This window comes from Streptomyces sp. NPDC058872, from assembly GCF_042743065.1.
GTDB lineage: Bacteria > Actinomycetota > Actinomycetes > Streptomycetales > Streptomycetaceae > Streptomyces.
The window spans coordinates 1-15,492 of sequence record NZ_JBHYMK010000060.1 but is presented as its reverse complement, the minus strand read 5'-3'; the positions used below and the strand labels follow the sequence as shown (position 1 = coordinate 15,492).

The 15,492-nt window shown below is 69.9% G+C and carries 10 protein-coding genes; 5 read left to right on the top strand and 5 right to left on the bottom strand.

Annotated features, from left to right (window positions below; all coding sequences use genetic code 11):
• Nucleotides 1–58 precede the first annotated feature (58 nt).
• Both ACFW22_RS29285 and ACFW22_RS29280 read right to left on the bottom strand, forming a co-directional pair.
• Nucleotides 59–712, bottom strand: coding sequence for a DedA family protein (locus ACFW22_RS29285; protein ID WP_386410129.1), 654 nt, complete (start codon nt 710–712; stop codon nt 59–61).
• Nucleotides 713–881: 169 nt separating this feature from the next.
• Nucleotides 882–1,334, bottom strand: coding sequence for a DUF4442 domain-containing protein (locus tag ACFW22_RS29280; RefSeq protein WP_386410126.1), 453 nt, complete (start codon nt 1,332–1,334; stop codon nt 882–884).
• 129 nt (nt 1,335–1,463) lie between these two features.
• Here ACFW22_RS29280 and ACFW22_RS29275 point away from each other — a divergent pair, with 129 nt between their 5' ends.
• On the top strand, nt 1,464–2,564 hold the full coding sequence (locus ACFW22_RS29275) for a hypothetical protein (RefSeq protein WP_386410123.1): 1,101 nt from the start codon (nt 1,464–1,466) through the stop codon (nt 2,562–2,564).
• A gap of 142 nt (nt 2,565–2,706) precedes the next feature.
• Nucleotides 2,707–4,053, top strand: coding sequence for an MFS transporter (locus tag ACFW22_RS29270; RefSeq protein ID WP_386410120.1), 1,347 nt, complete (start codon nt 2,707–2,709; stop codon nt 4,051–4,053).
• Here the strand turns inward: ACFW22_RS29270 and ACFW22_RS29265 are convergent.
• Nucleotides 4,015–4,860 (bottom strand): spermidine synthase, encoded by an 846-nt coding sequence (locus ACFW22_RS29265; protein WP_386410117.1) that lies wholly within the window; start codon nt 4,858–4,860, stop codon nt 4,015–4,017. The genes ACFW22_RS29270 and ACFW22_RS29265 overlap by 39 nt on opposite strands.
• A gap of 126 nt (nt 4,861–4,986) precedes the next feature.
• Between ACFW22_RS29265 and ACFW22_RS29260 the strand changes: the two genes are divergently transcribed.
• The 3 genes from ACFW22_RS29260 (at nt 4,987) to ACFW22_RS29250 (ending at nt 8,192) form a co-directional block, all read left to right on the top strand.
• Nucleotides 4,987–5,742: a TVP38/TMEM64 family protein gene (locus tag ACFW22_RS29260; RefSeq protein WP_386410114.1), complete on the top strand. Its 756-nt coding sequence runs from the start codon at nt 4,987–4,989 to the stop codon at nt 5,740–5,742.
• Nucleotides 5,743–5,889: 147 nt separating this feature from the next.
• The gene (locus ACFW22_RS29255; protein ID WP_386410111.1) at nt 5,890–6,762 is read left to right on the top strand and encodes an undecaprenyl-diphosphate phosphatase; all 873 of its coding nucleotides are present in this window, start codon (nt 5,890–5,892) and stop codon (nt 6,760–6,762) included.
• A gap of 419 nt (nt 6,763–7,181) precedes the next feature.
• On the top strand, nt 7,182–8,192 hold the full coding sequence (locus ACFW22_RS29250; RefSeq protein WP_386410208.1) for an IS30 family transposase: 1,011 nt from the start codon (nt 7,182–7,184) through the stop codon (nt 8,190–8,192).
• A gap of 157 nt (nt 8,193–8,349) precedes the next feature.
• Here ACFW22_RS29250 and ACFW22_RS29245 read toward each other — a convergent pair whose 3' ends face one another.
• Both ACFW22_RS29245 and ACFW22_RS29240 read right to left on the bottom strand, forming a co-directional pair.
• Nucleotides 8,350–8,541 carry a hypothetical protein gene (locus ACFW22_RS29245; protein WP_386410108.1) on the bottom strand — a complete coding sequence of 64 codons (192 nt, stop codon included), beginning with the start codon at nt 8,539–8,541 and terminating at the stop codon, nt 8,350–8,352.
• Nucleotides 8,542–8,623: 82 nt separating this feature from the next.
• On the bottom strand, nt 8,624–14,761 hold the full coding sequence (locus ACFW22_RS29240; protein WP_386410105.1) for a DNRLRE domain-containing protein: 6,138 nt from the start codon (nt 14,759–14,761) through the stop codon (nt 8,624–8,626).
• Nucleotides 14,762–15,492 lie beyond the last annotated feature (731 nt).

Here is a 15,492-nt window from a genome sequence, read left to right as displayed (position 1 = left end):
GGGGAGGGCGGCACCCGGCCGGATGCCGCCCTCCCCTCCGCGCACGGGACGTCCGGGCTCAGTCCGTCGCGGGGACCGGCTCCGGTTCCGCCGCCTCGGTCCGCTGTGCCGCCGCCTTCTTGGCCCGGTTCTTGATGACCAGCATCGAGACCAGGCCGATCAGCACCGCGAGGACGAGGCCGAGCCACGAGAAGCGCTTGAGCCACGCCTCGGCGACGACGCCGACCGAGTAGATGACGGCCGTGGTGCCGCCGGCCCAGAGGATGCCGCCGAGGACGTTGGCGGCGAGGAACTTCCAGTAGGGCATCTGCAGGACGCCCGCGAGCGGTCCCGCGAAGATGCGCAGGAGGGCGATGAAGCGACCGAAGAAGACGGCCCACACGCCCCACTTCTGGAAGGAGCTCTCGGCGAGGGCGATGTTCGCCTCGCTGAAGTGCTTGGGGAACCGCTTGCCCAGCCTGGCCAGCAACGGCCGGCCGCCCTTGCGGCCGATCGCGTAGCCGATCGAGTCGCCGATGATCGCGCCGGCGGTGGCACAGGCGCCGAGCACGTACGGATTGATGTCACCGTGCTGCGAGGCCAGCAGCGCCGAGCTCACGAGCACGATCTCGCCGGGCAGGGGGATGCCCAGGCTCTCCAGCCCGATCACCACTCCGACGAGGACGTAGACGGTGACCGCGGGAATCGTCTCCAGCCACTCCTGGACGTGCAACGCGGTTCCTCCCGTGTCGGCTGCTCAGCTGCTCGAATTGTCCTTCGGGCACGCCGGGGAAGCCTACCCGGCGGACGGAAGCAACCTCGACGTCGAGACGGCACCGGCTCGGAAGCGCGACTGCCCCCGCACCCCGGAGGGGTGCGGGGGCAGCGCCCGACACATCGGCTCAGCCGTTCGGGCGCAGGGTCCAGACGACGGTCATCTCACCGGTCACGGCGCCGTCCTCACGGGTGATGTCGATCTTGACCGGGAACTCGGGACGCTGCCCGGAGTCGAGCTCGGCGACGACCTCGGCGGCGGGGCGGCCGAGCGTGGCGGTGGCCGTGACGACGCCCATCGCCAGCTTCTTGTAGCCGATCTCGGCCTTGACCGCGAGCGGGACCGCACGACCCAACTGATCACCGAAGGCCGCGAGCACGATGGCACCACTGGCGGACTCGGCCAGGGTGAACATGGCTCCCGCGTGCGGGCCGCCGACGTGGTTGTGATAGGCGGGCTGGTCCGGAAGCCGCACGACGGCGCGCTCGGCGGTGGTCTCCAGGAACTCCAGGTTGAGGGTTCCGGCCATGGGCACCGTGGCGGCGAGCATCTCGCCGACGGACATCTGGTCTGCGCTCATGAACCGTGATGTTACCCACCGGTAGAAGGCTTGGCCATCCCTCCGGTGCGCCGGCACCTCCGCCGGCCCCCCGACGGGCACGGGGGCGGACGTGGCCGGACGATCACCACACCTCTATGGTTACTGGCCATGTGGCCAGGACAGCAGCCGCCCGGGGGCGAGCAGAACCCGCAGGACCAGAGTCAGAACCCCTACCAGCAGCCGGGGTACCAGCAGCCGAACCCCTATCAGCAGCCGCCGGCGCAACCCGGCTACCCGCAGCAACCTCCCACCCAGCCCGGCTACCCGCAGCAGGGGTACGCCCAGCAGCCGGGGTACCCGCAGCCGAACCCGTACCAGCAGCCGACGGTGCCGCAGCAGTACCAGGTGCCGCCCCCCGGCCAGCCCGGCGGACCCGGAGACGCGAAGAAGAAGCAGACCACGATCGTGGCGATCGTCGCCGCGACCGCCGTGGTCGTCGCGGCCGGGGTCACCGGATACCTGGTGCTGGGCAAGGACGACGGGAAGGACACCGCCGGGGACGCCAAGCCGACCGCCACGGCCACCGCTTCCGCCGACCCGTCGTCCGCCCCCTCGCCCGACCCGAGCGGGTCGGGCGACGTCGACAACCCCCGCGGCGGCGCGGAACAGCAGCCGACGATCCCCGGCTGGAAGGTCGTCTACAACCCCAAGTACGGGACCCTCTTCGACGTGCCGCCCGAGTGGGAGGTGATGAAGACGGGGTCGATCACCTACGTCGAGGACGAGGAGAAGAACGACGGCACTCCGCTCGTGACGATGTCCAGCCCCACCCACCTCAAGAACGAGTGGTGCTCCTACGACGTCGACAAGGACGGCTCCAAGGAGACCTGGAGCCTCGCCAGCGCCGGCACCAAGGGCGGCCAGGGCGCCAAGGACACCGATTCCGCCGCGCGCGGCGAGGCCGGCACCTGGGTGTGGGGCGGCTATGCGCAGCACATGCCGAAGGACACGATCAAGATCGCCAAGGCCGTGCCGTACACGACGGAGTCCGGCCTGAAGGGCAGCCTGGTGACCGCCACCGCCCCGGGCGTCAAGAAGCGCAACACGTGCGAATCGGACGGCAAGTCCTTCGCCTTCAGCTTCAAGAACGCCGCCGGTGACTTCTCGACCTGGGTGCTCTTCGGAGCCGCCGGCGTCCAGGACGAGCTGCCCGACGACAAGATCCGACAGATCCTCTCCACGGTCCGGCTCGCGCCCTCCGGCTCCTGACCCGGGACGACCCCGTCCGGCGGCCGGGCCCGGCCACCGCTTCGGCCATCGGGCGGGCCCGGTCCGACCACCGCCCCGCAGACCTGCGGTCGGACGGGATATCGGTTTGGCAGCGCGGGCGGGGGCCGGGGATAGTCCGGGGGTGACGACACCCGCCGCCCCCCGGCCCGCCCCGCTCCGCTCCCGCCGCCCCGAGTGGGCCGACCGGAACTTCCTCCTGTTGACCGCCGCGACGGTCGTGACGAACCTCGGCACGCACGGCGCGCTGATCGCCACGACCTGGGCGGTCTTCGAGTCCCAGGGCGACGCCGCTGACGTGGGTCTGGTCGCCATGGCGCGGTTCCTGCCGCTGGTCCTCTTCCTGCTCGTCGGCGGCGCGGTGGCCGACCGGCTGCCCCGGCACCGGGTGATGGTCTCGGCCAACGCCCTCAACTGCGTCTCCCAGGCCGTCTTCGCCGCCCTCGTCCTCTCCGGCGAGGCCCGCATCTGGCAGATGATGGTGCTCACCGCGCTCTGCGGCACCGGTCAGGCCTTCTTCAATCCGGCCGCCGAGGGCATGCTCATGGCCAGCGTCAACGGGGAGCAGGCGAGCCGCGCCTTCGCCGTCTTCCGTCTGGCGATGCACGGAGCCGCCATCGGCGGCGCTGCGCTCGGCGGCGCGCTCGTCGCCTTCGTCGGACCGGGCTGGGTCCTCGCGATCGACGCGGTGGCCTTCGCCGTCGCAGGCGGCTTGCGCGCCTTCCTCGACGTGCGGAACGTCCCGGAGCGGAAGCCCGGCGGCGGGCTCTTCGCAGACCTGCGGGAGGGCTGGCAGGAGTTCGTCGGCCGACCCTGGCTGTGGTCGATCGTCGCCCAGTTCTCGGTGGTGGTCGGCCTGATCGGCGCCGTCGAGTCCGTGTACGGACCGCTGGTCGCGCGGGACGAGTTGGGCGGGGCGCGCCCCTGGGGCATCGCGCTCGCCGCGTACGGGGCGGGGACGGTCGCGGGAGCCGTCCTGATGACACGGTGGAAGCCCCGTCGGATGCTGTTCGTCGGTACCCTGTGCGTCTTTCCGATCGCGCTCCCCTCGGCCGCACTGGCCGTGCCGCTCGCCCCCGCGGGGCTGACCGCTGCCATGTTCGTCAGCGGAGTGGCGATCGAAGTCTTCGGCGTCTCCTGGATGACGACCATGCACCAGGAGATCCCGGAGGAGAAGCTGTCCCGGGTCTCCGCGTACGACTGGTTCGGCTCGACGGCCCTGCTGCCGCTGTCCACGGCGCTCGCCGGCCCCGTGGAGGAGGCGGTGGGCCGGAGCGAGGCCCTGTGGGGTGCGGCGGCGCTCATGGTGTTCGTCACCGCGCTCGTCCTCTTCGTACCGGACGTGCGGAACATGACCCGCCGCCCGCACACCAAGGAGATCTCGGCCGGCTCGCCGGGCACACCGCCCCCGGACGTCCCCCTCCGGCTCCCCTCAGCCGATGCCGAAGGCGCCGTCCGGCGGGACGGGTGAAGGGACGGCCCCGGCGTCCGAGACCGGTTCCGCGCCGGCCGTGAACCGGTCCAGCCCCCGGCCGTGTTCCACCCTCGCCGGAAAGGCGTCGCCCGCTGCCCGTCGGGCGAGGTGGGCGACGTCGATCTCCCGGCCCGAGGCGACCAGGACCGCGTTCCCGAAGCGGCGGCCGCGCAGCACGGCGGGTTCGGCGACGAGCGCCAGCTCGGGAAAGACGGCGGCGAAGGTGGCGAGTTGGGAGCGGAGGAAGGAGAAGGGGGCTCCGTCGGCCAGGTTCGCGGCGTAGAGCCCGTCGGGCCGCAGCACGCGCCGGACCTCGCGCGCGTACTCAACGGAGGTGAGGTGCGCGGGCACCCTCGAACCGCCGAAGACGTCACCCACGACCAGGTCCGCAGAGGCGTCCGCCGCCCCTTCCAACCAGGCCCGGGCATCGGCGCGGTGCACGGTGGTCCCGGCCCCTTCGGGCAGCGGCAGGTGCTCCTCGACCAGGGCGAGCAGTCCCCCGTCGGCCTCGACGACGTCCTGGCGCGAGCCGGGCCGGGTGACGGCGACGTACCGGGGCAGCGAGAGCGCCCCGCCCCCCAGGTGCAGCAGGTCGAGCGGAGCACCGGGGCGGGCGGCGCCGTCGACGACGTGGGCGAGACGCCGTGCGTACTCGAACTCCAGGTGCGCCGGGTCGTCCAGGTCGACGTACGACTGCGGCGCGCCGTCGACCGTCAGCAACCAGGCCCGCGCCCGGTCGACGTCGGGCATGAGGCGCGCGGTGCCCTGGTCGACCTCGCGGATGACGGGAATGTGCTCGTTCACCCGCTCATTGTGCCGCCGGACCCCCCACGGACGACCGGCCCCTCCCCCACCGGAGCGAGGAACCGGGCCCGACGGACATGACGCGCATTACGGCGATCATACGGACGCGTCCGTTACCCTCCCGGAATGCTCGCTCCCGTGCCCCGGCCGCCGGGCTCCTTCGCGCTCCGCTGCTCCCGTGCCCTGCTCTCTCCCCGTGCGCGACTCTCCCTGCTCGCCCTGGTGCTGCTCACGGCTGCCGCGCTCGTCGTGCTGTACGAGCCGCAGCGACTGCTCGCCTCGGGCTGGCCGTCCCGCACCGGCGGCGCCGGGGCGGTGTTGCTCTTCGGCCTCGCGTACGGGGTGTGCGCGGCGGCGTTCGTACCGCGCCCGGTGCTCAATCTGGCCGCGGGGGCGCTGTTCGGCACGGCGGCCGGTCTGACGGGGGCGCTGGCGGGGACGGTGCTCGGTGCCGGGATCGCGTTCACCCTGGGCCGGCTCCTGGGGCAGGACGCGCTGCGCCCGTTGGTGCGGGGGCGTTGGCTGACGGCGGCGGACGGTCAGCTGAGCCGGCACGGTTTCCGTTCGATGCTGGCGATCCGGCTGTTCCCGGGGGTGCCGTTCGCGGCGGCCAACTACTGTGCGGCCGTTTCCCGGATGGGGTACCTGCCCTTCCTCCTCGCTACGGCACTGGGCTCCCTGCCGAACACGGCGGCGTACGTGGTGGCGGGCGCCCGGGCCGGCTCGCCCGGCTCGCCGGCCTTCCTCTTCTCGGCCGGCTTCATCGTGCTGTCGGGCCTCGGGGCGGCCGTGGTGGCCTGGCGCAAGCGGCACGGGCTGCGGGCCGCCGCGCCCGCTTCCGTACCGCAAGCGGTGCGGGAACCGGTGGGCAGCGCCCGGTAGTGCCCGGAGCGGGCGGCCCAGTGGGACGGGGCGGGCCGCGGGCCGGTCGTCGTGCACCCGACCTCGCGGCGGGCCCGTCATCTTGGGACGGTACGCTGCGCACGACCTTCTGACCGCACACGTACATAACGGGACGGCCCTAGCCCCATGAGTTGGTTCGAATCGTTCATCCTCGGACTCGTCCAGGGGCTGACGGAGTTCCTTCCCATCTCCTCCAGCGCACACCTCCGTCTCACCGCGGCCTTCGCCGGCTGGCAGGACCCGGGGGCCGCCTTCACCGCGATCACCCAGATCGGCACGGAGGCCGCGGTCCTGATCTACTTCCGCAAGGACATCGCCAGGATCGTCACGGCCTGGTTCCGCTCCCTCACCGACAAGGCGATGCGTTCCGACCACGACGCCCAGATGGGCTGGCTGGTGATCGTCGGCTCGATCCCGATCGGCGTCCTCGGCATCACGCTCAAGGACCAGATCGAGGGCCCGTTCCGCGACCTGCGGCTCACCGCCACCACCTTGATCGTCATGGGCATCGTCCTCGGCGTCGCGGACCGACTGGCCGCGCGGGACGAGATCGGCGGCCGGCACCGCGCCATCCGCGAGCGCAAGACGCTCCGGGACCTGAACGTGAAGGACGGTCTGATCTACGGCTTCTGCCAGGCGATGGCCCTGGTCCCGGGCGTCTCCCGGTCCGGGGCGACGATCTCCGGCGGTCTGCTCATGGGCTACACCCGCGAGGCGGCGGCCCGTTACTCCTTCCTGCTCGCGATCCCCGCGGTGCTCGCCTCGGGCGTCTACGAGCTGAAGGACGCCGGCGAGGGACACGTCTCCTGGGGCCCGACGATCTTCGCGACGATCATTGCGTTCGTCGTCGGCTACGCGGTGATCGCGTGGTTCATGAAGTTCATCACCACGAAGTCCTTCATGCCCTTCGTGATCTACCGGATCCTGCTCGGCATCCTGCTGTTCGCTCTGGTCGGAGCCGGTGTGCTCAGCCCGCACGCGGGCGAATCCGGCGGCTGAACCAGGGCCGCATAGGTAGCGCTATCCAGCATTTCCTAGCGCCTGATTGCAGCACCACGCCATGATCATCCCCCGCTTGCCTCCGACCCGTCTCCCACCGGGGGGAGGGAGACTTCCCACTAGGGAATGTGCTTCCGCAAAGTGCGGGTGACGCGAAAGGGCCCGCACGGCACCTTAGGTTCTAGTGGTCGCAACACCCCAGCTCAAGGGGTGCGATGCGCTTCGAGATCCGAGCGGACCGGGCTCCGCAGGGGCGTAAGAAGCTGTCCCGGGAACGGGAGGCATACTCCCGGCTCGTGCAGCAGGGATACAGCAACACCGAAGCGTGCCGGATCGTCGGCGTTGACCGTAGGACGGGCAACAGGTGGCGCAACGGCCGCTCCGGAGAGCAGAACCGGAAGCCGGTACCACCGATCCACATGGTGGTACCGGCTTCCGGTTCGTCCCGGTACCTTCGCGAGGACGAGCGGATCCACATCGCCGACCGGCTGCGGGAGAAGGCCACCGTGCGGGCGATCGTCGCGGAGCTGGGTCGCAGCCCGTCCACGATCAGCCGTGAGATACGGCGTAACCGGCACCCCGGAAGCGGAGCCTGCCGCCCGCACGCCGCCCAGGCCCGCGCCGATGCCCGTCGGCCCCGCCCCAAGCCCCGCAAGGTCCTTCAGAACCCGCAGCTGCGTGAGGCCGTCCAGGCGATGCTGGACGAGAAGTGGAGCCCAGAGCAGATCTGCCACGCTCTACGGGCAAAGTTCCCCGACCGGCCGGAGATGCACGTGGTCCACGAGACCGTCTACCAGGCGCTCTATATCCAGGGCCGAGGCCAGCTTCGGCGCGAACTCGCCGGCGCCCTGCGCTCCGGCCGTGCCCGGCGCCGGCCCCAGCGGCAGGCCAATCGCCGCCAGACGCGCTTCACCACTCCGATGGTCATGATCAGCGATCGGCCCGCAGAGGCCGAGGACCGGGCCGTGCCCGGCCACTGGGAGGGCGACCTGGTCATCGGCAAGGACGGGAAGTCCGCGATCGGCACCCTGGTCGAGCGCGCCACCCGCTACGTCATGCTGCTGCATCTGCCTGGCAATCACAGCACCGAGGCGGTCCTGACCGCCCTGACCTCCAGCGTCCAGACCCTGCCCGCCCAGCTGATGCGGTCCCTGACCTGGGACCAGGGCACCGAGATGGCCCGGCACGGCGAGTTCACCCTCGCCACCGACATCCCGGTCTACTTCTGCGACCCGGCCAGCCCCTGGCAGCGAGGTCCGAACGAGAACACGAACGGGCTGCTGCGGCAGTACTTTCCCAAGGGCACCGACCTGTCCGTCCACGACCCCGACCACCTGGCTGCCATCGCCGACCAGCTCAACCGCCGCCCACGCAAAACGCTCGGCTGGGAAACCCCAGCCGAGCGCCTGCATAAACTGCTCGCGGCCTGATCAACACGACCACGTGTTGCAACGACCGCTAGAAACCGCCGAGCTGACGGGCCCTCATGAGCGGTCGATGCTCGATAGCGATCGGGCTACGATCCTTGGCGACCAGTGAACTGGCGCAATGGAATTGCGCCTCCAAATGCGCGCCAGCTAATTCCGCTCAGTCCTGGCCGTTTTCGGTCCGCTGTGCAATCCGCTCAAACAGCCACGCGCCAGCGAATACAACGCATGAGCAGGCGAAGGTCAGCGTCGCCGAGGCTCTCCCCGACACGATCCAAAAAGCGATCCCTGCCACGAAGGCGAGCGCGCCCAGCAGGAAGAACGCGACTGAGTTCTTTCTCGGTTCGCTCATTTCAAATCCACTCCACATCTTGCTTCGCTCGGGTTCGCGGCCAGGTTCCCCGGGAGTCCAGGGAACCTGGCGAGGAACTATGTCATCGTCGCCAACTCGACCACCAAGGGCTTTTCTTGCGATGGCGAACGAAAACTGCTCGATGCCTTCCCGTCGCAGGATAGCGCTTGGTGAGCCAGCGGGTAGCTCCTCTCTTTATGCCATAGCGTGCCACTGCGCCCCACGTGGCACCAAAGGGGCCGATGCCTGTGGCTCCAGCGACACCGGCGCGCGCAATGGATCCAACCGATGCCTTTCGGTTCCAATTCCACTTTGCCCAGGCTCCAGCGGCAGCACCAGCTGCGATGGCGCACCCCGCTGCTGCCAGGCCAGCTGTAGCCAGGCCACAGACGAATCCGGCTCCAGCGGCTGCAATTCCCACTCGGTGTCGCTTGATCCAGCGCTTCGTCTTCTTCCAGCTCCACCACTTGCCGTCGAGGTCGTATTGGTTGATGGGGTCGCCGGGGTAGGCGTAGGCGTTGTCTCCGCCGCCGTAGACGGGGTCGAGGGAGAGGAAGCGTCCGGTGGTGGGGTTGTAGAGGCGGACGCCCATGAGGGTGAGGCCGGTGAGGGTCTCGGTGGAGCGTTGTTTGCCGCCGAGCCAGTTGTAGCGGGTGGCGGGCTGGCCAGTGCGGGGGTTGCCGTACTCGTCGCTGTCCAGGACCAGGGGGGCTTCGGCGGTGTCCAGCGGGAGCTGGAGGGCGATGTCTCCGTGGATGTTGGTCAGCTGGAGGACGGTGTTCCCGTTGTTGCTGGTGGTGGCGGCGAGGTCGCCGGAGGCCGAGTCGACGTTGCGGGTGATGATGCCCTTGGCGGTGTCTTCGGTGATCCAGCGGGGGTTGTCGCTGTCGGTGTCGTAGTGGTTGGTCTTGGATCCGGTCTGGGTCCAGGTGCCGGTGCTGTTGTCTTCGACGGTCCAGGAGCGGAAGCGCTGGTTGGCGTCGAGCTGCCAGGTCTGGCGCTGACCGTTGGCGGTCTGCTGGTGGGCCAGGTCGTTGGTGTAGTAGCCGATCTGGGTGCCGGGCAGGGTGGTGGTGCGGCCGAAGGCGTCGTAGACGTATCCGGTGTCGGTGAGGCGGTCGGCGCTGTCGTAGGTGTGGGTGGTGGTGGTTCCTCCGGTGGTGGGGCAGGCAGCGCCCGGGGTGCCTTCGGCGGTGGTGAGGCCGGTGCGGTTGGTGCGCTTGTCGAAGGTGTAGGTGCGGGTGGTGCAGGTGTTGCCGACGGTGTCGTTGACCTTGGTCAGGCGGCCGGTGGCATCGTAGGTGTAGTCCTGGGTGGACCAGCCGTTGTGGCGGGTGACCTGACCGTGGACGGATTCGGCGACGGTGTCGGAGTAGACGATCTGGCCGTCGCTGTCTCGGGTGTAGACCTTCGACAAGGTGGCGCCGGTGGTGTCCTCGGTGATGGTGAGGGTGTAGCCGCCGGGGAGCTTCTCGGTGGTGACGGAGCCGTCGGCGTCGTAGCGGGCCTCGAAGGCGCCGGCGATGGAGTCGGTCGTCTTGGTGGCCAGGCCGCGCGGCTCGATGGCCGTGTCGTAGGTGTAGGTGACCGTGGACGGAGCCGAGTCGGCGGTCTTGACCGGGCGGTCAAGCAGGTCGTACTCAGTCGTGGTGACCCCGCCGTCAGCGTCGGTGTAGGAGGTCTGGCGGCCGAGCTTGTCGTACTCCCTGGTGATGGTGCCGCCGGTGGGCGAGGTCGTCTTGACGGCCTGGCCGGTGGCCGGGGCGTACTCGGTGGTGGTCTCCGGGACCGCCTGGCCGGGGCCGCCGGTCATGACGGTGTTGGTCGGGCGGCCGGCGTTGTCGTAGGTGGTCGTGGTGGTGCGGGTGACACCGTTGGCGGTCTCGGTGACCTTGGCCGGGTTGCCCCACCAGTCGTACTCGGTGGTGGTGATGGGCAGCTGGGCCGGGTTACTGCCGCCGCCGGTGATCGTGCCGGCCGGTCCGGTGGAGCAGACCTGGTCGGACCACTCCGGGCGGCCCTGGCAGGTGCCGGTGCCGGTCGCGGACCAGTAGGTGGTCACGCGGGTGCCGGCGTCGGTGCCGGTGGCACCGGGCAGGAGCTGCTTGGTGACGCGGCCCTGGCTGTCGTACTCGGTGGTGTCGGTGATGGCGAGACCGGCCGGGTCCTTGACCGTCTTGACCGGCAGACCCTTGACCCAGTCGTAGACGGTCTGTGTCACGCGCGCGTCGGCCATGGTGGTGGTGCCGAGGACCTGGGCGCCGGTGGTGACCTTGGTGACCTGGTTCTCGATCTTGGCGGTGCCGTCGGTGGGGCGGCCGGCGTCGTACTCGTTGACCGTCCAGGAGCGGGCCACGGCCGACTCGCCGTTCACGGTGCTGCGGCGCAGCGGGCCGAACTCCTCCAGCTCACGCTGTCCCTTGGCGTCGTAGACGGAGGTGGTGGTGAGGATGTCGGCACGGTCCTGGGAGGGCAGGGCGTTGATGCCGAGGTCGGTGAGGGTTGCCTGGTCGGCCGGTGTACCGCCGAGGGCGAGGGCCCGGTTGCCGGCAGTGAGCTCACGGACGGTGTTGCCGAACTGGTCGTACTCGGTGGTGGAGATGTTCCCACCGGGGGTGGCGGTGTTGACCTGGCGTCCGGAGGCGTTGGTGTAGGTGACCGACGCGCGACGGTAGTCGGCGGCGGTCAGGCCGTCACCGGAGTGCGCGGTGGGGACGGCGTCGGCCGGGAAGACGGCGGTGGCGTCGGTCGGGGCGTCGGTCTGGCCCCACGCGGCCACGTCCGTGACCCCCATCTTGTAGGGGGCGTCGGTGCCGGTGAGCGGGACGTCGTAGACGATGCTCGTCGACGCCGTGCCGGACTCGACGTCCTTGGTGCCCTGCTGCAGACCGCTGCGGCTGGTCTTCAGGAGCATGCCGTCGCCCGCGGTGGCGGCGTTGCCCGCCTTGCCGTAGGTGAACGACCACGGCAGCTGGCCGGCCGGGGTCAGGGTAGTGATGCGGCCGACGGTGTCGTAGGCGTACTGCGTCTTCAGCGCGGGCGTGATGAGCGGGTTGTACGTCTCGCGCAGGCGGCCCGTGGTGTCGTACGCGTATGTCTGCACGGTCTTGGCAGTGGCCGCGGCGGCGCCGGGCTCGGTGGACCAGCCGCGGATCTCCTTGACCTGACCGGTGAAGTCACCGAAGGCAGAGGCGGTCGCGGTGGTGGAGGCGGCGTAGACGAACTCCAGCGCCCGGCAGCCCTTCGTCGACGGCGTCGCCGTGCACGTCGTGGCGGATGCGGCGGAGGTCGGGGAGATGACCAGCTTGGGACGGGCCAGCTTCTTGCCGTCGACCGTGACGGTCTCGGAGATGACCGTGGTGGTGGACTGCGCCAGACCGTCCAGGGTGGAGGAGGCGACCTGCCAGGTGGTGGCCGCCGCGTCCGGCTTGGTGAAGACGGTGAGGGTGCCCTCGGTGTCCTTGAGCGTGAACGAGGTGCTCGTCGAGCCGGTCAGCGTCATGTCCTCGGCGCCGGGCTCGGGCTTCCAGCCGCCGCCGGTGGTGGCGGTGAAGCCGAGCTCCTCGCCGTCCACGTCGACCAGCGCGACCGAGGTCGCGGAGGTCTGCTTCATGTACGACCAGTCCGACTCGGTGATCTCGGCGACAGTGCCGGAGGTCCACTGCGGGCCGAAGATCGCCGCCTGGCCCTCCTGCTTCGCACCCGCGTCTGCGCGCCGGGACGACGCCGTACGGGAGACCGACAGGCCGAACAGGGAGGCGTCGGTGGCGGACAGGGTGTAGTCACCGGTCAGCAGGTTCACCGAGCCCGGTCCGGCCTCTTCGGAGGGGGCGGTGCCGGCGTTGCGGTCGACGGTGACGTCGTTGGCCGGGGAGTAGGCGGTGGAGGTGCCGTCGGTGAACGCGGCACGGACCTCGATCGGACCGTCTTCGGCGAGGCTGTCGGTGATGTTCCACGTCAGCCCGGCGGGCTTGCCGCCCGTGACCGCGACCGGCCAGGAAGCCACCGTGTCGGTGCCCTTGCGGACATCGGCGACCGGGATGTTCTTCCAGGTATCGGTCTCGCCGCGGCGGTACTGGTAGGTCACTCCGGTGTACGAGGTCAGTCCCTCGGAGGACAGGCCCACGCGGCGGGCCGGTCGCTCGCCCTGACCGGGGGTGAGCAGCGCCGCGCCGGAACCGGCGTAGAAGACGTACGCGGACTCGCCGGAGACGTTGCCGGCCGGGTCCACGGTGCGGGTGGTGACCGTGTGCTTGCCCGCCGTGAAGGTCAGGGTCCTGGTGACGGTCGCGCCGGTGGTGGTGGCGGACTGCCAGGTCCCGGCGTCCAGCTTGTACTGCACCTCGGCCACGTCGCTGGCCGGGGGCTTGAGGTCGAATGAGCCGGAGAACTGGCCGTTCGCGTCCGGAGTGCCGGCCCAGGTGTTGGCGGGGAAGTCACCGGAGGTGACGGTGCTGGTGGCGGGCTTGGTGGTGTCGACGGTGAAGTACACCGACGGCGTCCAGTTCGACCAGGCGTTGCCGTCGTTGATCCGGCCCTTGAACCAGTAGGTGCGGCCGTTGACGAGCTTGCCCGCCGGCACGGTGTGGGAGACCGTCTTGTTGACGACCTGGCTGTAGGTGCCGGGATCGTAGAGCTCCAGGTTCGTCGATCCCTCCCACACCTCCCACTTCGCGCGCAGGTTGGTGGTCTCGGCGTCACTGGCGGTGTACTTCAGGGCCGGCGTGGTGGTGGTGACCCAGTTCTTGCCCGCGTTCGCCCGCCCAGGCGTGGCGGACATCGGGTTACCCGCCACGGGAACCGTGTTGTACGTGACCGACACATACGGGGTGTTCGAGGCGGCGTTTCCGGAGTTGAACCGCTTCCACGAGTACGGGTCGGACTCGTTGGTCGCCTTGATGCCCATCGCGTTGGAGCTGTGGCCGTTGGCGGCCCAGGCGACGGCGAGGTTCTTGATGTCCTGAGTGACCCAGCCGTCCCCGCACGAGGACGAGTAGCCCTTCGTCGAGGTCGAGGTGGCCCACTTGTCGGTGAAGCCCGGCTGGTTGGTCCACCGGGTGCTGGTCGAGGCGAGCGGGGTGTCCCACACCTCCCAACTGGCCGGCGTGCACGACCAGGAGTGGTAGTTCCACAGGTTCAGCTTCGCGCTCAGGATCTGCTTGCCCGTGATCTGCGCCATCGGGAAGTGCAGGAACGAACGCGCGATCTGACCGGAGCCGTTGTTGCCGAGCTTGAGCTCCGTCGACGTCGACTGGTCCGTCGTGTAGCCCTGCTGCACGAAGGTGTCGAAGCTGGCCCCGATGTTCACCGCGGGGTCGACCGTCACCGGGAACTTCGTCCCCGGGTCGGCCAGGAACGCGGCATCGGGCGTCAGCGTCAGGTCGACCGTGGCACCGTGCTGCGTCACCTTCAGGCCGACGTCCGCCCGACGGGTGTGCTCGCCGGAGCGCGGGTCAACCGAAGCGTCCCACATCACCGGGGCCGGCAGCAGACCCACCTGCTTGCCGGTCTCGGCATCCAGGAAGGTCACCGACCGGTCCTTGTTCGCCCGGGCGGTGATGCCCTTGGCGTTCAGCGTCAACGTGACCGAGCCGTTCGCGTCGACCGCGCTGCGGTCCTTCAGCTCCAGGAACTGCTCGAAACCCGTACGCGTCGACTCGATGACCAGGTCCGTCGCCGTGAGCACGTCCGCGTACCGGGCCGTCGTCCCCGACAACGCCGGCTCCGGCAGCACACCACGCCACGACAGGCCCAGCGACCGGCCGCCCCCCGCGTCCAGCGACACCAGCGGAACCGGCGCCGTCTGCGCCTTCCCCGCACCCCCCGACGCCAACATGCGCGCCGCAGCCTTGGAGGGTGTCTTGCCTCCCAGCTTCAGACCGAGCGGGTGGCCCTTCGCAACCACCGAACCGTCCACCGACTTCGTCAGGTTGACGTCGATGTTCCGCCACGTCCCGGTGGCCTTGTCACGGAAACGGACCGGACCGGACGCGGAATCCGTCGTCACCGTCCCATCAGGATTCGCCCACGTCGTGGTCGACTCCGTCCGCTCCGACAACGCCTCCACCCGCTTGCCCGACAGACGGGCCGCGACCATCGCCGACGCGAGATCAGCCACCTCGGTCGGATACGGCGTGGTGTCAGCCACCGCGGGCTGCTGCGACGCCAAGGCCACCGCCTGCCCCGTGGTGCCCACGACGATGGCAGTCTCCACCGCCATCAGCGCCGCCGTCGCCAGCGCCACTCTCTGCAGAGCCCGCCTGGGCAGCAGCCTCCCACCTGTCCAGCCTGGTGGTGATATGTGGTCATTCATGCGTAAATCCCCTCCCTTTGAACAGCCGCCTGTGCGACTGCGGCTAGCGGATGATCATATTCCTAACGTGAAGGTCTTGCGACGATTGGCGTGTCCGCTTGCCTGGGTCGCAGCGAGGCGCGGTAGGGGCACCGCCGTGTCGCCGCCCGGCACCCTCGTCAGCGACGACCACGTCGCCCGCGCCTCCACCAGCAGCGATCGTGCGCCGACGCCGGCATATCGGCGGTGGCGGAGTCGTCGGCCCGACCTGCCGCCGCCGACAAGTCGGCATCTCCGTCATCAAGACCAACAACGCAGCCTGACCCAAGTCGGTCGGCAACGGACGCAGCACCGTAACCACCCCACGCCAGCACCGCCTCGGCCCGACAGCGGGTCTTCCTGGGGCGGACCCGGCATGCCAAACCGCCCACCTCTGCCTACGGACGTTCAACCGGACGATGCCGCCACCGTCGACATTCCGCGCACCACGGCCTCTTCTGAGCTGTTGCGGGCGACTACCGCCCCCGTAGGGTCGCTGACCTGCGCAGGAATGCTCACCACGGACTAGATGAGTGAGTCCGATGTTCGTGCTGGTCGCGACCATGGCGAAGGGCGCCCGTTGGTCAGTGTGTGAAGACAAACCTGGACGCCCTTCTGGC